This window comes from Rhizobium sp. 862_C5_N1_2, from assembly GCF_051811205.1.
Classification (GTDB): domain Bacteria; phylum Pseudomonadota; class Alphaproteobacteria; order Rhizobiales; family Rhizobiaceae; genus Rhizobium; species Rhizobium leguminosarum.
In genome coordinates this window covers 751,763-766,454 of sequence record NZ_JBPWPT010000002.1, presented here as the reverse complement: position 1 = coordinate 766,454, position 14,692 = coordinate 751,763, and the positions used below count along the sequence as shown (strand labels likewise).

16 protein-coding genes and 2 pseudogenes are annotated in these 14,692 nt (G+C 57.8%); 6 read left to right on the top strand and 12 right to left on the bottom strand.

The window, feature by feature from the left end; genetic code table 11:
• The first annotated feature begins 300 nt into the window (after positions 1 to 300).
• The gene (locus ACD590_RS27915) at positions 301 to 1,230 is read left to right on the top strand and encodes a sugar ABC transporter substrate-binding protein (protein ID WP_018244093.1); all 930 of its coding nucleotides are present in this window, start codon (positions 301 to 303) and stop codon (positions 1,228 to 1,230) included.
• 223 nt (positions 1,231 to 1,453) lie between these two features.
• On the opposite strand, the gene ACD590_RS27910 is transcribed toward ACD590_RS27915, so the two are convergent.
• Positions 1,454 to 2,044, bottom strand: a complete 591-nt coding sequence (locus ACD590_RS27910) for a type II toxin-antitoxin system VapC family toxin (protein WP_130716187.1) — start codon at positions 2,042 to 2,044, stop codon at positions 1,454 to 1,456.
• Entirely contained in the window at positions 2,034 to 2,330 is a 297-nt protein-coding gene (locus ACD590_RS27905; RefSeq protein WP_018245238.1) for a hypothetical protein, read from the bottom strand. The genes ACD590_RS27910 and ACD590_RS27905 overlap by 11 nt, the downstream gene beginning before the upstream one ends.
• A 57-nt stretch (positions 2,331 to 2,387) precedes the next feature.
• On the opposite strand from ACD590_RS27905, the gene ACD590_RS27900 reads away from it, so the two are divergent.
• Both ACD590_RS27900 and ACD590_RS27895 read left to right on the top strand, forming a co-directional pair.
• Positions 2,388 to 2,846 carry an AraC family ligand binding domain-containing protein gene (locus ACD590_RS27900; RefSeq protein WP_130718836.1) on the top strand — a complete coding sequence of 153 codons (459 nt, stop codon included), beginning with the start codon at positions 2,388 to 2,390 and terminating at the stop codon, positions 2,844 to 2,846.
• On the top strand, positions 2,806 to 3,048 hold the full coding sequence (locus tag ACD590_RS27895; protein ID WP_439004064.1) for a helix-turn-helix transcriptional regulator: 243 nt from the start codon (positions 2,806 to 2,808) through the stop codon (positions 3,046 to 3,048). Before ACD590_RS27900 ends, ACD590_RS27895 begins: the two co-directional genes overlap by 41 nt.
• Positions 3,049 to 3,094: 46 nt before the next feature.
• Here the strand turns inward: ACD590_RS27895 and ACD590_RS27890 are convergent, their stop codons facing one another.
• Entirely contained in the window at positions 3,095 to 3,301 is a 207-nt protein-coding gene (locus ACD590_RS27890; protein WP_018245239.1) for a hypothetical protein, read from the bottom strand.
• A 330-nt stretch (positions 3,302 to 3,631) separates the two neighbouring features.
• Here ACD590_RS27890 and ACD590_RS27885 point away from each other — a divergent pair, with 330 nt between their 5' ends.
• Together ACD590_RS27885 and ACD590_RS27880 are read left to right on the top strand one after the other, a co-directional pair.
• The gene (locus ACD590_RS27885; RefSeq protein ID WP_028731433.1) at positions 3,632 to 3,850 is read left to right on the top strand and encodes a helix-turn-helix domain-containing protein; all 219 of its coding nucleotides are present in this window, start codon (positions 3,632 to 3,634) and stop codon (positions 3,848 to 3,850) included.
• 564 nt (positions 3,851 to 4,414) lie between these two features.
• Complete coding sequence (locus ACD590_RS27880) at positions 4,415 to 4,888, top strand: VOC family protein (RefSeq protein WP_018245242.1); 474 nt, start codon at positions 4,415 to 4,417, stop codon at positions 4,886 to 4,888.
• 78 nt (positions 4,889 to 4,966) lie between these two features.
• Here the strand turns inward: ACD590_RS27880 and ACD590_RS27875 are convergent.
• The 3 genes and pseudogenes from ACD590_RS27875 to ACD590_RS27865 form a co-directional block, all read right to left on the bottom strand.
• Positions 4,967 to 5,558: pseudogene (locus ACD590_RS27875) on the bottom strand (type II toxin-antitoxin system HipA family toxin); the annotation flags it as partial.
• Positions 5,559 to 5,990: 432 nt separating this feature from the next.
• A pseudogene (locus ACD590_RS27870) lies at positions 5,991 to 6,356 on the bottom strand (autotransporter outer membrane beta-barrel domain-containing protein); the annotation flags it as partial.
• A 169-nt stretch (positions 6,357 to 6,525) separates the two neighbouring features.
• Entirely contained in the window at positions 6,526 to 8,331 is a 1,806-nt protein-coding gene (locus ACD590_RS27865) for an amidohydrolase (protein ID WP_130716189.1), read from the bottom strand.
• A 252-nt stretch (positions 8,332 to 8,583) separates the two neighbouring features.
• On the opposite strand from ACD590_RS27865, the gene ACD590_RS27860 reads away from it, so the two are divergent.
• A complete protein-coding gene (locus ACD590_RS27860; RefSeq protein ID WP_130716190.1) occupies positions 8,584 to 9,510 on the top strand; it encodes a LysR family transcriptional regulator in 927 nt (308 codons plus the stop codon).
• Between the two features lie 380 nt (positions 9,511 to 9,890).
• Here the strand turns inward: ACD590_RS27860 and ACD590_RS27855 are convergent, their stop codons facing one another.
• The 6 genes from ACD590_RS27855 to ACD590_RS27830 all read right to left on the bottom strand — a co-directional run bounded on the left by ACD590_RS27855 (position 9,891) and on the right by ACD590_RS27830 (position 14,601).
• Complete coding sequence (locus ACD590_RS27855; protein ID WP_112907564.1) at positions 9,891 to 10,232, bottom strand: hypothetical protein; 342 nt, start codon at positions 10,230 to 10,232, stop codon at positions 9,891 to 9,893.
• Between the two features lie 83 nt (positions 10,233 to 10,315).
• The gene (locus ACD590_RS27850) at positions 10,316 to 10,603 is read right to left on the bottom strand and encodes a GNAT family N-acetyltransferase (RefSeq protein ID WP_018444476.1); all 288 of its coding nucleotides are present in this window, start codon (positions 10,601 to 10,603) and stop codon (positions 10,316 to 10,318) included.
• Between the two features lie 74 nt (positions 10,604 to 10,677).
• On the bottom strand, positions 10,678 to 11,613 hold the full coding sequence (locus ACD590_RS27845) for a pirin family protein (protein ID WP_130716191.1): 936 nt from the start codon (positions 11,611 to 11,613) through the stop codon (positions 10,678 to 10,680).
• Positions 11,614 to 11,739: 126 nt separating this feature from the next.
• Positions 11,740 to 12,669 carry a LysR family transcriptional regulator gene (locus ACD590_RS27840; RefSeq protein WP_130716192.1) on the bottom strand — a complete coding sequence of 310 codons (930 nt, stop codon included), beginning with the start codon at positions 12,667 to 12,669 and terminating at the stop codon, positions 11,740 to 11,742.
• Between the two features lie 35 nt (positions 12,670 to 12,704).
• Positions 12,705 to 13,736, bottom strand: coding sequence for an LLM class flavin-dependent oxidoreductase (locus ACD590_RS27835; protein WP_130716193.1), 1,032 nt, complete (start codon positions 13,734 to 13,736; stop codon positions 12,705 to 12,707).
• Between the two features lie 202 nt (positions 13,737 to 13,938).
• Positions 13,939 to 14,601, bottom strand: coding sequence for a hydrolase (locus ACD590_RS27830; protein ID WP_113544078.1), 663 nt, complete (start codon positions 14,599 to 14,601; stop codon positions 13,939 to 13,941).
• Between the last annotated feature and the right edge of the window lie 91 nt (positions 14,602 to 14,692).

Here is a 14,692-nt window from a genome sequence, read left to right as displayed (position 1 = left end):
GTCAATTTCGCTCCACCGGAAAAACGGAACTCAGGAGGAGATACCGAATGCCATCCACGCGCTTTGCGCTCACTTGAAGGATTCGGCCAGCGCGGTGAAACCGAAAAGGCTCAACTGAAGCGCTGAGCCACACGAGTCCGGCGCTTATGGGGCGTTGGCGGCCGCGTCGGCGCTTTGAAACTGTGTGTCAGAGCGGTGAGTAACGAGATCGATCGCGAGATAGAATAGGCTTCAGAGCAAATGCCTGGGGCTCCGGCGTGAGGAGGGTGCAGCCGGGCACCGCTTTGTGGAGGAAGTAAAATGAAAAAGTTTATCCTGGGCACTGCGATGGCGCTCGTCATGTCGACGGCGGCTCACGCGGAAACTGTCGGCGTCTCGATGGCGAAATTCGACGACAATTTCCTGACGGTTCTGCGCAACGGCATGACCGATTATGCAAAGACACTCAGCGGTGTGACGCTGCAGGTCGAAGACGCACAGAACGATGTTTCCAAGCAGCAGAGCCAGATCCAGAATTTCATCGCCTCCAAGGTCGATGCAATCATCGTCAACCCTGTCGATACCGATGCGACCACGGCAATGTCGAAGCTCGCGGCCGATGCCGGCATTCCGCTGGTTTACGTCAACCGTCAGCCGGTCAACGTCGACACGCTGCCGGACAAGCAGGCCTTCGTCGCTTCCAACGAGCAGGAATCCGGCACGCTGGAAACCAAGGAAATCTGCCGCATTCTCGGCGGCAAGGGCAAGGCCGTCGTGATCATGGGCGAGCTCTCCAACCAGGCTGCGCGCATGCGGACCCAGGACGTTCATGACGTCATCAAGACGGATGAATGCAAGGGTCTGGAGATCGTCGAAGAGCAGACGGCGAACTGGGACCGCACCCAGGGCGCCGACCTGATGACCAACTGGCTCTCCAGCGGCATCGAATTCGACGCCGTGATTTCCAACAACGACGAAATGGCGATCGGCGCCATCCAGGCGCTGAAGGCAGCCGGCAAGGATATGACCAAGGTTGTCGTCGGCGGTGTCGACGCCACGCAGGACGCGCTTGCCGCCATGCAGGCGGGTGATCTCGACGTCACGGTGTTCCAGGATGCCGCCGGCCAGGGCAAGGGCTCGCTCGATGCAGCGCTCAAGCTCGCCAAGGGCGAAAAGATCGACAAGAAGGTCTACATTCCCTTCCAGCTCGTGACGCCCGCCAACGTCAAGGACTTCGTCACCAAGAACTGAGGCGATGAGCAAAAGGTGCGGGCTTTGCCCGCACCTCACAGCGGCTTCGGCGCATCAGTATGCGGTGCAGGCGCCAGCCGACGTTCTCGGCGGCTACCGAGACGGCTAGACCCGATAAAACCGCGCGGCGTTGTCGTGGAGCTGCAGGCAGTTTACATCTGTTGCCAGCGCCCCCCGGCTATTCCGCTTCGTGCAGAACAGCGACCGAGGGAGAGTTCGGCGTTTATGATGATCGCGCCTCCACTGGGGCTCGATAGAGGATGACCCGACCGGTCGGTATGATCTGTGAGAGGAAATCAAAGTCGCGAACATTGCCAGTCAGCACGCTCGCACCCAGCAGCCGTGCCTGCAAGAAAACCATGGCGTCATTGACGAAGCGGCGCTCATGTCCCTCCCCCTTTGGGAGCTTGCTCAAGCGAAAGAGCAGACCCGCCAACACCCCGGCATGTCCCCAGACGGCTGCATCTGGAGCGTGAAGTCGGTGTACGGGAATGTCTTCGACCGTCGTCGCGATCGTTTCGAGGACCGCTTTTGTAGTGGCGTGCTTGGGGTCCAGTCGGCCGAAGGCATGGGTCAGCTCAGACAGGCAGACCGCCGAATGGTGACATAGGCGATACGTGATCAGCCTATCGACCTCCACCGGCGAGCGGCCTTGAAGCACATCCAGATAGACGCTCGTATCCAGGAACAGAGGTCCTCCGATTGCCGGTTCGTCGGCAGCCCAAGGAAGATCTTCGTCGGGCCTGCGCTCGAGCGTCCCGACGTGCTTCTGGGGCTTTAGTGATCGCAGGATTTCAGAGAGTTCAAATCCCAAGGTCGATATCCGTCGGGATGCGGCCCTTGCGGCCCACCAGACGCGCGCCAAAGTCGTCTTCGAGAGCCAGCCGTGAAAGCGCCAATTCCAGCAACTCAGTGTCAGATGTAACATGGGCACGCTTCTTGGCTGCCTCGATCAACTCCGACGGCACTCGCCCCGACAAGCGGGTATTCTTCGCCGTACCAAGGAGACCGACGGCCTTCGCTTGCTCAAGTACGAGCCGATTGCGAGTCAACGCGACTTCCGCTTCGCTTTCCGCAACAGTTCGTGGTTGGGTAGCCATAAGATTCTCCTGTGTTGAACAGAATATAGATTGTGTTGAACAGGAAGGCAAGGTTCAATAGCGGCAGGGGTTGCGATCCAGGAGTTCGCGGCAATCCACCATGGGAATGACGACGGGGAGCGGGCGCCGGACGGGTGGAGACCGACAACGATACCCGAAGGCTCTATTTTCCTGCTCTTTCCCGGTGCCAGGCACCGGCATGCCCCGGATCGCCGCACCGGATGGGTCGAGCACTGGATCGAATGCGGGGGGAAGCGCCTTCAATTTCGCATGCGACGCCGGCTCGGCGCAACCGGAGCGACCAAGCAGCTCCGAGATTTCAGATTTGTTCACTTCGATCCACGCGTTGGCGCAGCACGATACCGCGCGCAATCAGCCGCGCATCTCAACCCCTGGACTTCAGTTGCTGGCCCTTTTATGCCGGCCCACCGATATCAACAGAAGCGTATCCGGCAGGCTCGTCGGTTGTGCGCGAATGATTTTGATGGAGCGTTGCGGCCTGCCGCTTTCGGTTGAACAGTTCGCCGAGGAACTCGGTGTCAGCTACCTCTATTTTCGGCGCCTTTTTCGCGCGCAGACTGGCATGTCGGCCAAGCAATATCAAATGACGGTGCGCATCCAGCGGGCCAGCGACTTTCTAGTGAACACCGGCAAGTCAATCAAACAGATCGTCGGTCTCCTGGCTTTTCACTCGATTACTGACCAAAAATTATATTAGAATATTGGTCGGAAAGCGCCTGCTATCCCGAGACTCAAGCTTGAGACTATTCTTCTAGCAGGCCGTCGAAGACCTCGAGCATGGCATCGCTGATGGCCTTGCCAAGTGCGGCGGCAGTCTCCGCCAGCGCTTCCTCATTCATATCACGAGCAGCCATCGCGAAGGCCGCGCCTTCGGCCGCAACGATTGCTTGCGCGCGTTGGATCGCCCAGAGCGCCAAGTCACTGCGGTTGCTGATCTCCACGGTCTCCATGTTTTCTCCTGATCTGTACGAGCGATCCCTTATAGCGGATCTGTCGGACGATGTAGTCTGAAGAGTCGTTTTAAGAATGAACCCGAGGTAGCGAAAGACAGCAGTTCGATCTGTTTGTTTCGCCTGAGGCGGCATCTACGATACCTCTTGTCGGCCGCATGCAAGGGGCGTCCGCTCCTTCATCACGTCAGATCTGTACTCCGTCGCACAAACTGATAGAAAGAGCGCCCGCGGAAATCGAGAAATCGTCCGCTGCCGGACGCGGTCGGCAGCGGTGGAACTAGAAAACGGTTTGCACGTTTTCCGGCCGCCAAAAGGAGCCTCAACGACATGAACATGGCCTCGAAGATTGCGAAATCCCCTGTTGTCCCGTCCATCGGCGCTCTGCTTGCAGAGGCTCGCCAGGCTCGCGGCTATTCGCTGGACGACGTCGCAGAAACTACTGGTCTGACTGTTGCGGAGGTGACAGCTCTGGAGAACGACGCGGATTTCGACACGTCGAGGATCCGAAGAACCGCAGCCGCTCTAGGGGTTTTAGACAAGATTTGAGACGCGCGACGCGCTGAAATCGTTACACAGCTACTTCAAGGAGAGTGCCTGCCGCAGCTCATTGAGTAGAGGTCGCGCTTCAATGGGAAGCCGTCCAATGCTGGTACAGCTTATAGGGACAATTAAGCGCCTGACTCAGCCCGGCTGGGACGAGTCGGCTGGCCCAAATCAATTTGCCGAGCGCCTGAAGTCATTCGTCGCAACCTTGCTTTTTAGAGACGCTCGCGCGTCACCTTGCCGAGCGCAATTTACCGGGTCATTGAGCACTAAACCGGGAGTGCGCTGGTCCTGTTCGATGGACGCGGGCAGCGGTTTGATCTTTGACGGGTCAGAAGTTCATATCGTCTCAAGAGCCCCATCGTCGCCTTGGGCAAATAAGATTTGGATGACGAACCTTATCGCTTGAAGACGACGATTTTCTCCGCCGGCATCTCCCGCGCCGATATCGCTACCGTTGCCGACCAAAGAATCTTTTTGGGATGATGTCGGTTCCTCGATAACTCGTCCGTCTTTCAATCATGACGACTGCTAGACCCCTCACACCAAATCATGAAAGGGACTGAAATGGCCAAGAACACGATCTGCCTTTGGTTCGAGAAAGATGCCGAGGAAGCTGCAAACTTTTATGCGCAGACTTTCCCTGATAGCGCTGTCGGAGCCATTATTCGAGCACCCGGCGATTATCCGGATGGAAAAGTCGGCAACGTTTTGGTTGTCGAATTTACGGTTGCCGGTGTCTCTTGCGTCGGATTGAACGGCGGCTCAACCTTCAAACACAGTGAAGCATTCTCATTCCAGATTTCGACAGAAAACCAGGAGGAAACCGACCGATATTGGAACGCCATCGTTGGAAATGGCGGACGGGAAAGCGAATGCGGGTGGTGCAAGGACCGTTGGGGAATCTCGTGGCAGATCACGCCGCGCGTTTTGATGGATGCCATGAGAACTGGTGGGATTGAAGCAAAAAGAGCCTTCGACGCGATGATGAAGATGCAGAAGATCGACGTCGCGGCAATTGAAGCGGCCGTTCGAGGATAGCGTCGTCGGCAACTTGGCCGCCCACTCTACCGCCAACGTTTCAAGGCGCAATAGCCAGTGTCGGCAACCCGTCGGCCAACCAACGAGGACATTGAAGCAAAGGCGAGAAAACAGCTCTCTCAATGTTTCAGGAACGGAGGTAAAACGCGTACGCTTTCAGCCAGATCCTGATAGCTTGCATATCGCGCGTGCATTTCGTCGAGCTCGAGCATGGTCAAGGCGGATACCATCGACCGGCGATACCAAGCGTTGCCAGCGCGAATGCGGTCAAAGCGCTGGACAAGCAATACGTCCTTCCCCGACGCTCGAACGATCTTTACAGGCGATACATTCAGACCTGAAAGCGCGGCCAGGCGCATGGCAATGTATTCGCCCCTCACCACGCTATACGTGTCAGAGCTGCTCGAGAATTTTGCGATGAATTTGCGCGCCTCATCATCGATCAAGGCTTTTGGCCTAACCCCGCCAACCGAGCTGCCGTGGTGGAGCGCTTGATCCAGCTCGGGGCTGAGGGGAAGGTTCTTTTCAACCCGTTCCGCGGCATTCATGAGTTGATCAAGCGTGGCGTGGCCGGTACCGCGACCAATATATTTTATCGGCGATGTTTGAAATCGAGCGCCCCAATTCGGTCTGAGCCTGACTCAAGCAGAAATGTCAGTTTATCAAGCTCCTCCGCGATTTACGTTCAAGCTGGATCATGTTTCCTAAAACATTGACGGCAGCAATCGTATATCGTGCGTAGCTCTGTTTTTTCGTTGCCGGCATTGATCGATCCATCATACATATAGCCATAATATGCATCATGCATTGGGCAAGACAAATGTCTACAGCTTTACCTGCTATAATGATCGACATGTCGGTCATATAGTTCCTATATGCGCGATGTATCGCTCATTATTGGCATCTCAGCGAGAATATTTGGCCGTCAAGATCGGTGGCGCGCGACGCTACAGGGTTAACAACCGCGCGCTTGAATTCCATACCGTGCTGCGTCGCCCGGTTTTGGGTTGTAAGCCCGCAACGAGACATCTCCCACCTTCCCCTTCTCTCGGCAGTCTTTATCCCCATGCACAGCATTGGCCCGTCCGGCACCGTTTCTGGCTCAAAACCTGATGTCGAGTCGTGCGGAAAGGTTGTTTTCAAACGAGTCTGCGCCGATCTGACTTGAGTAGCGCAAGGCGAGCTTGCTACCGGGCGAGAGCCCCAGGTCAAGACCTATGTCCGCCACTGCGACATTGGTATCGATGGAGGCACCCTCGACGGCGAATGGGAGACCCGAAGAAAAGCGCAATGTCGAAGTCGCATCGGTATCGCCAGTAGCATGGTGCCAACCAAGCGATCCGCGAACGCTGGCCGGAAGACCGAAGGTTTCGAATGATGTTGCGGCGTGTACGCCGAGCGTCGTAAAGGCCGTCTGCTGACTGCCGCCAGATGAGCCGAGCGCCGCCGAGGCACCCTTCTCGGTGAAGCCGTCCCGTTGACGCGCATTGTTTTCGAGGGGGGTACTGAACGATCGCTGTCAATGTAGGCGATGGTTCTTTCCCCGCGGCCGGGTACAGCCGCGCGGCGAAACCGCGGTCCAATGAGCTCCTGCAAATGGAACTGTCAGGGCATCAGGGGGAACCATTCCACTGGGTTCATTTTTCCCCATGATAGCTGCCGAAGTATTTTACGGGTGCCCAAGCCGGAAGGATGTCGGGCAGTTTTGGCGATAGAGCGCTGTAGTCCTGCGCACCAAACACCACCTTTCCGTCCATAATAGTCAGTACAGAGGATATAGAGCTGATTTGATCTTCCGGCACGGCGAAGTAGTCCCTGTCGAGAACTGCGAAGTCTGCCAGATTTCCGGGTGCGATTATGCCTAGTTCGGCTTCTGCATTCATGAACCAGGCAGCACCGCTGGTGAACAGTTTCAGCGCCTCGGTGCGTGACAGGCGATTGTTCTCGGCAAGTATCTCGGATCCGGACACAGACTTGCCAGAGACCATCCAACTTACAGCCACCCAAGGGTTGAACGTGGCTGCCCGGAAGGCGTCGGTGGTCATGGCCAGCGGTATGCCGCTATCGACGAGCATGCGCAGACGCGGCGTCTCCAACGCCTTCTCGCGACCATTTGTCCTGATGAACCCATCGCCGTGCAGCGCCATTTTGGCGTCCAGGGCAATTCCGCCACCCAGCTTTTTCACCCGAGCGATGTTCTCCGGACTGATGGTCTCGGCGTGCTCAAGACTCCATTTCAGGCCATCGAGCGAGATCGTTTCGTTCACCTTCTCCAGCGCGTCGAGAAAGGGGGAGATGTTTTCGTTGTAGCTTACGTGCATGCGGAACGGGATGCGGCGCTGGACCAGCTTCATCACATCCTGCTCGACGAAGCGCCGCATCTTCTCGGGCTCGATGATGACCGCCGGACGGTCGAAGTTCTCATGATCGTGCACTTCCCCGCTCAGAACCTCCCCGGCACCTCGATATTCATGGCCATGTGCCAGGGTGGGGTGGAGGTTTTGCCCTGCACTTATCGGCGCCGTTTTCGTGATCGCCTCGATTTCCAGATCCACCATGTTCACCGGTCCGCCGTCGCCGAGTTGCAAGTCCACAAAGGGCATGCGCACATTGAGACGGTTGTCTCGTGCAAGCACGTCTACCCTCGCCTGGGCCTCCGGGTAGGGCCACCTACCGCCGTTATCGATGATCGAGGTCACGCCGAACCGGTTCAGACCATGAATGCTATAGACCATCGAACTCACTTGTTCGTCGAACGTGGGCTGCGGCACCATGCTCTCGAGGGCGAGAAACAACCAAGTATAACCGTGGATCACACCAGTGGGATCACCGCGGCTGTCCCTTTCGAATTCGGTGTCCGGCACCTTTGGGAACCGATCGGTACCGACGCCAAGCGCCTCCATCGCCTGCTTGTTCAAGAAGGCTTGGTTATAGGCATATTGCACAATCAGGGGGCGATCGGGCACGGCGCGGCGCAATTCATCCAGCGTGGGGAAGCGGTTCTCCTCAAATTGGTAGGGTGACCAGCCTCCGATCACTTTGACCCATTGACCTTTCGGCGTGCGTGCGGCCTGCTCGCTCAGCATCGTCAACGCCCGACGCAGCGTCGGCACGCCATCCCATCGAACATTGTAGTTATAGGCCAGATCGTTGAGGACATGGATATGGGCATCAATGATGCCGGGAATGAGTGTGCGGCTGCGAGCATCAATAGTCTCGGTGTTGGAGTTCTTTAGACCGAGAATGTCCGCATCAGAGCCGACGGAATAAATGCGGCCGTTCTTGACCGCCAAAGCCGAAGCTTCGGGCTGGGCACGGCTGCCGGTGAAGATCTTTGCATTGATAACGATCAGATCGGCGCCGGGCTGTTCCTGCGTCGTTTGTGCCTGAGCTACAGAGAAAGAAAAACTTGTCACAAACGCGATGAATATCTTTCTGATCATTTTACCCTCGTTCGACTGATTTTACGAAATGCGGTCATTCGGAGCCGGTGCCATGCGGATGCGCGCGATGGGCGAAGAAGTGAGTCCAAGCCGTCGCGAAAGGTCATCACTTTTTTCGCATGTCGTCGTTGAAGGCCGACTTGTCGGAAGACAAAAACCCTTGTGAAATCGTCCAGGTGGACAGTGCCATTGCAAGTTCGGCTACGGTAGGCCATCAAACTGAGACACCATGTCGCCGAATAGGAAACACCAATGGATATTGAGGAACTGCGCACCTTCGTGGAGGTTGCTGACGCCACCGGCGTCACACAGGCAGCGCGCCGGCTTGGCGTTTCCAAATCGCTCGTCAGCCGAAGGCTTGCGCGACTTGAGCAATTCCTGGGCGTTCAATTGCTCGCGCGAACGACGCGCGGCGCCTCCTTGACCGAAGCTGGCGCGACGTTTCGCGAGCACGCAGCAAAAATCTGCAGCGAGTTTGACGTTGCGAGGGAGGCCACTCTTCCCTCCGGAGATCTTCGCGGCCGGTTACGTGTCGCTGCGCCGCTTTCTTTTGGCCCAACACATTTTGCTCCTGTCCTCTCTCAAATGGCGCGCAGACATCCCCAACTACAAATCCTTTCTTCCTATACCGATCGTTTCGTGGATCTCGTCGGAGAGGGGTTTGACTGCGCCATTCGGGTTGGCCACCTCCAAGATTCTGTCCTAATCGCACGACGTGTCGGATCGATCTTCGGGATACTGGTTGCGAGTCCCGAATACATAGAAGCTCACGGCGCTCCGGTAACACCGGACGAGATTGCAAATCATCAAGTCGTCATGCGAGACGACGAGAGGTGGCAATTCATGGACGGCGATAGGATTATTACGGTGCGTCCGCAGGGACGGTTCGTAGCCGATAGCGGAATATCGCTCGTATCTGCCGCTCTGGATGGTATTGGGATCGGCTATCTGCCGGAACCGCTTGTCGCGGATCATATTCGTTTGGGCGCATTGGTGCCAATCATGACGCGCCATCCGATTCCGCCAGCCGGCATCTTCGTCGTAAGGCCACCCGGCCAGCATCCCTCGCGAAAGGTGAGAACCCTCACTGAAATGCTCATCGAACGTTTCGGAAGCGCGGCCGTCAAGGACGGCGCGGGGGGCCTCGGCAGGCAAGACGAACGATCAGCGTGTGGGTAACGTCAAGATTGCGAGGTCGACCGGCTCGCTCCCACTCTGCGGCTTGGTACAGGAGATCACTTGGCCTGAATTCAATCAAGTTCCCGATCGAACCTTCGCGGTCAAGCGGGCGGGTCGGGTGTGTATTGGGTAGCCGGTTGCCGGAAGCTGTCTGGCAGCGTGCATATGTTGCGGAGGATGCGTTGGCAGAATTGCCGGCGGATAATAGGCCGCCGCGATTCCCGATTATACATAAATCTGACCTGGATCAGCGATCGCCGACGCGGCCAGTTCCTTCCGAACGTCGAAATGGCTTTCTGTTAGTGCCGAGCTGATCCGCAACGAAAGGTGCCGCCGACGCAATAACGGCGCGGTGCTGGATGCCAATGGATGATCCACCGCTATTTCGCTGGGTAAGGCTCAACGTCTGCTGACCAATAATGCTTGGCGATATTCTGGGAGTTGCGGATGACGTGGTAGGCAGTTTCAGGGTTTCCCCCTTCGAATGTATCCGGGTCTGCGCCACACATGAGACAATACATTCGCTGGTGAACAACTGCCGCGAAATATTTCATTGCCGGCACAGCATCTTCCTGGCCGATCGCTCGCATATCCTCGGCAGCTTGTTTGGTCGCATCCTCCAGAGCACAGGAGACCGCGGCAGCAAGAGTCTTGTCGGTGCGACTGATGACCTCGGCGATCTGGCGCTCTGCCAAAGTTAGATCAGGAGTGTTTTCGGCCATTGTTTATCTCTCCGGCAGCAGCTTGAAGGGCCTGCTTCGCCTCTTGAAACAGGTGGGTGTTCTTCCGCGTTCGGCAAAATTTTTCACTTTCTCAAAACATCCTGCCATTCCGCATGGCGCTCTATCTGCGCTTTCGCGAATGGGCAAAGCGGTATGATCGAGATGCCTTCGCGCCGGGCGTCCTCTACCGCCTGCCGGACCAATTGCTCGCCGATTTTTCGACCGCGCAACGCGGCAGGAACATCCGTGTGGTCGATGATGATCAGCTTTTGCCCCGCTCGGCTGTATGTCATTTCGGCCTCGGATCGATCAACGACAATCCGGTACCGCCCCTTCGACACGCCATCTTCCCGTTCAACCTCTTCGCTCATCGTATTTCCTTCGTGTTTAAGGCGCCGACCCGCCCCTCTCAGTTGGTCTCCAAATTGAAGCCGATCGGCAAAAATCAATCGGGCAAGGGAATGTGCTCATCCCTGTCGTCAACCGGGAGATCGAAACGGCCCTTCCCCCAGTTCTGGGCGCGCCACTCGGCCTTGGCCTCTTCGATACGCTCCTTGGAAGAAGCGACGAAGTTCCACCAGATGTGGCGTGGTCCTGAAAGTGTGGCTCCGCCAAGTGCCATCAGCCTTGCACCTTGGCCCCCGGCGGTGACCGTGATCCTGTCACCGGGACGGAACACCATCATCTGCGGTGCTTCGAAGTCCTGGCCAGCAATCGAGATCGAGCCCTCAACGATATAGATCCCGCGATCCTCATGATTATCCGGCAAGGGCAGGCGAGCGCCTGCCTCCAGTGCAACATCGGCATAGAAAGTATCGGAAAACATCGTTGCGGGAGCGGCCTCGCCGTAGGCATTACCCAGGATAAGCCGCAGCTTGACACCGCGATCCTCGACCATCGGAAGCGTGTTCTTACCATGATGTTCAAACATGGGCGTCATGTCTTCGTGGCTGTCGGGAAGCGCCACCCAGGTCTGTATTCCCAGCAGGCTTTGTGGCCCGCTTCGACCCGCCGCTGTGGTGCGCTCGGAGTGGGAAACACCTCGCCCGGCAACCATCCAGTTCAACTCGCCGGGACGGATGATCTGGTCGGCCCCGGTGCTGTCGCGGTGATGAAATTCGCCGCGATAGAGGTAAGTAACGGTGCCGAGGCCAATATGCGGATGCGGCCGCACATCGATGCCCTGTCCAGTCAGGAATTCCGCAGGCCCGACCTGATCGAAGAAGATGAAAGGTCCCACCATCTGGCGCTTCGGTGCAGGCAAGGCGCGCCGAACTTCAAAGCCACCAAGGTCGCGCGAACGTGGAATGATGAGAGTGTCGATCGCATCCAAGCCGATATCTTCAGGACAGGCTGGCGCGATTGCGGGGTTCCAACTCATGCATGTTCTCCTCTTCAGTCTGCAGGGTTAGCGCCGCAGAACTGCCCATCCGCTCTGCTACCCGGCTGGCGAAAGCCGCCACCGAAACTAGAAAGCTACAGCACCCGCGACTAGGTTTGGGAAACGCTACACTGTGTCGCGGAAAGCGGAACCCGCTGTCGCGGCATCAGTCTCGGCACCCCAAAGATGCCCGTCTTTCTCAAAGGATTCGATCAGGAACTCCGAGAGAATCCGCACCTTTCGGGATGGGTGCGGGCTGGGAGGCCGTACGACATAGACCCCGCCGACCGGTAGCGGGAAACGTGTCATGATCGGAACGAGAGCCCCTGAAGCGAGGTAGTCGCGGGTGACGCAATCGGGGAGCCAGGCGATGCCGAGCCCTTCAGCGGCCGCGCTCGCAAGCGCCATGCCGTTGTCGGTCCTGAAGCGGCCCTGCGGTTGCACTGTGATGATTTTCTCGCCATCCATGAATCGCCAAGTCTCCGCACCGACCAGAGCGTGGTGTGATGCTATCTCTTCCGGCTTCTCCGGCGAGCCATGCAATCTTATATAGGCCGGACTCGCCACCAGCTTGCCGTAGATCTGGCCGACGCGTTTTGCGATCAAATTCGAATTGCGAAGAGCGCCGACACGGATTGCACAATCGAACCCGTCGACGATCAAGTCAGCGAACCGATCGCTATAGTCGGCATGGATCTGAAGCTGCGGGTGGTGGCGCGCCATCTTGGCCAGAACCGGTGCGAAATGTACCGGACCCGATGTCAGCGGAACTGCAATTCGGAAGCGTCCACGAAGGTCACCTTCGGGCAGGATCGCCTCGCGCGCAGTATCGATCTCGGCACATACCCGCGCTGCATGATCCCGAAACAGGACCCCTGCTTCCGTCAGACCGGCTCCCCGGGTCGTTCGTGCAAGAAGCTGGGTTCCGAGTGCTCCCTCGATCCTGATAAGGGCGCGGCTGACCATCGATTTGGAGACCCTCAGTCGACGCGCAGCCGAAGTGATACCTCCCGAATCGGCAACCTCGACGAATACCCGCAGATCTTCGATGTCCATCTGGCTCCTCCGTTGCGACACCGTGGATACCCGTCCTATCGCGCCGCCCTGATGATCGGAGCGACCTGCGTGCCCAGAAGCTCGATCGACAGCTTCATCGCGGCCGTTTCAAGCGAAGCCGTACTCATTTGAAAGGTGATGCGCGAAAGGCCGCCAAGCGTTTCGCTTGCCTGCAGCATCTTGGCCGCTACAGTTTTCGGATCGCCGACCAGGAATGCACCGTCGGAACCCGCCATGATCTCGAACTGTTGTCGCGTCGGAGGCGACCAGCCGCGCTCACGGCCTATCTTCGTCGTCAGATGCGCCCATCCGGGAAAGAAGGCATCCTTTGCAGCAGTGTCGGTCTCGCCGACGAAACCCATTGCATGGACTCCCACCTTAAGTTTTTGGTGATCATGCCCGGCGCGCAGGCCACTTTCGCGATAGAGATCGACAAGTGGCCGGAAGCGCTCGAAGCTGCCGCCGATGATCGCCACCATCAAGGGAAGGCCAAGTACACCGGCGCGTGCGAAGGATTCTGGAGAACCGCCGACGCCAATCCAGACTGGAAGCCGCGATTGATGTGGACGCGGAAAGACGCCTTGCCCGTTGAGTGGCGGACGAAAGCGGCCTTCCCAGGTGATATCTCTCGTCTCGCCGAGCTTGAGAAACAGATCGAGCTTTTCGGCGAAGAGCTCGTCATAATGACGCGTATCCAGGCCGAATAGCGGATAGGCCTCGACAAAGGAGCCTCGACCGACCACGAGCTCGGTACGCCCCCTGGAAATCAAGTCGAGCGTCGCGAATTCCTGGAAGACACGCACCGGATCGGCCGCGCTTAGAACCGTGACCGCGCTCGCCAACCGGATACGGGTAGTGCGGGCCGCGGCCGCGGCCAGAATGACAGTCGGAGCGGAGTCGAGAAACTCAGCCCGATGATGCTCACCGATACCGAAGACGTCGAGCCCGACGCGATCAGCGACAACGACCTCCTCGATAAGCTCGGCCATGCGATCCGACGGTGACGGGAGCTTACCCGTTTTCGGATCAGGAAGGATGGCTGCGAAACTGTCGATACCAATTTCCATGCTTGGTCCTTAAGTTGATTGCGCGGTTCGTTGTCGTCGCTACCAGGCCAGTTTCATTTCCGCCCTCAGATTGTCGCCGTCACGGTGGTCGCAGCGTCGGTGGACGGCTGGGCCAAGCGTGAACTTGAGTCGGGATGGCGAGGCTCGACTTTGGGGCCTTTACGGTGACATCAATGCGAGAGTCCGCCATCCCAGTCAGCTTTTAAAGGCCGGCCCGGCTGGCCGCCTGAACCGGCGTATTGAGGAGCTGCTGCTCCCACAGATAGGCGATGCCGCTACCACCGGCATGCTCGATGATGACGTCCGTCAGTGCAGCCGCGGTCTCCTCGCGAGCCCAATCGCGCTGCCATTCGGCGGCGATCGCGAGCCAGGTCATCATGTTGATGCCGGCTCCGATCATCCGCTGGATGGCGACCTGATGCGCTTCGACCGAGGTACCACCCGATGCGTCGGTAATCACCGTAACGTCCCAGCCCTCGCCGGCAGCCTGGATAGCCGGCATCGCAACGCAGACTTCGGTCCACAGACCAGCAATGATGAGCTGCTTGCGGCCGGTGGCCTTGACCGCGTCCACCACTTTCGAGTCCTGCCAGGTGTTGATGAATGTGCGGTCGATCACCTCCTGCCCAGGGAAAACTTCGGTGAGGTGCTTGAAGAGCAAGCCACCGCGACCGGCAATCACGCTTGTCAGGATCGTAGGGACGTTGAAAACCTTTGCCGCTTTCGCAAGCGCCGTCGTGTTGTTCACGACCGCCTGCGGATCGTGGCTGTTCACGTTTGCGAGCTGATAAGGCTGGTGGTCGATCATGACGAGGACGGAGTCTTCGGGACGAAGAAGTGAGTCAAGGCCGTTACGAAAGGTCATATTTACATCCTATGTTGGCGGTTGATTGAGACACACTGCAGGAGGGGCGAACACCCTCCGAAGCGCCGTCTGAGAAAGGATCTTGTCATTC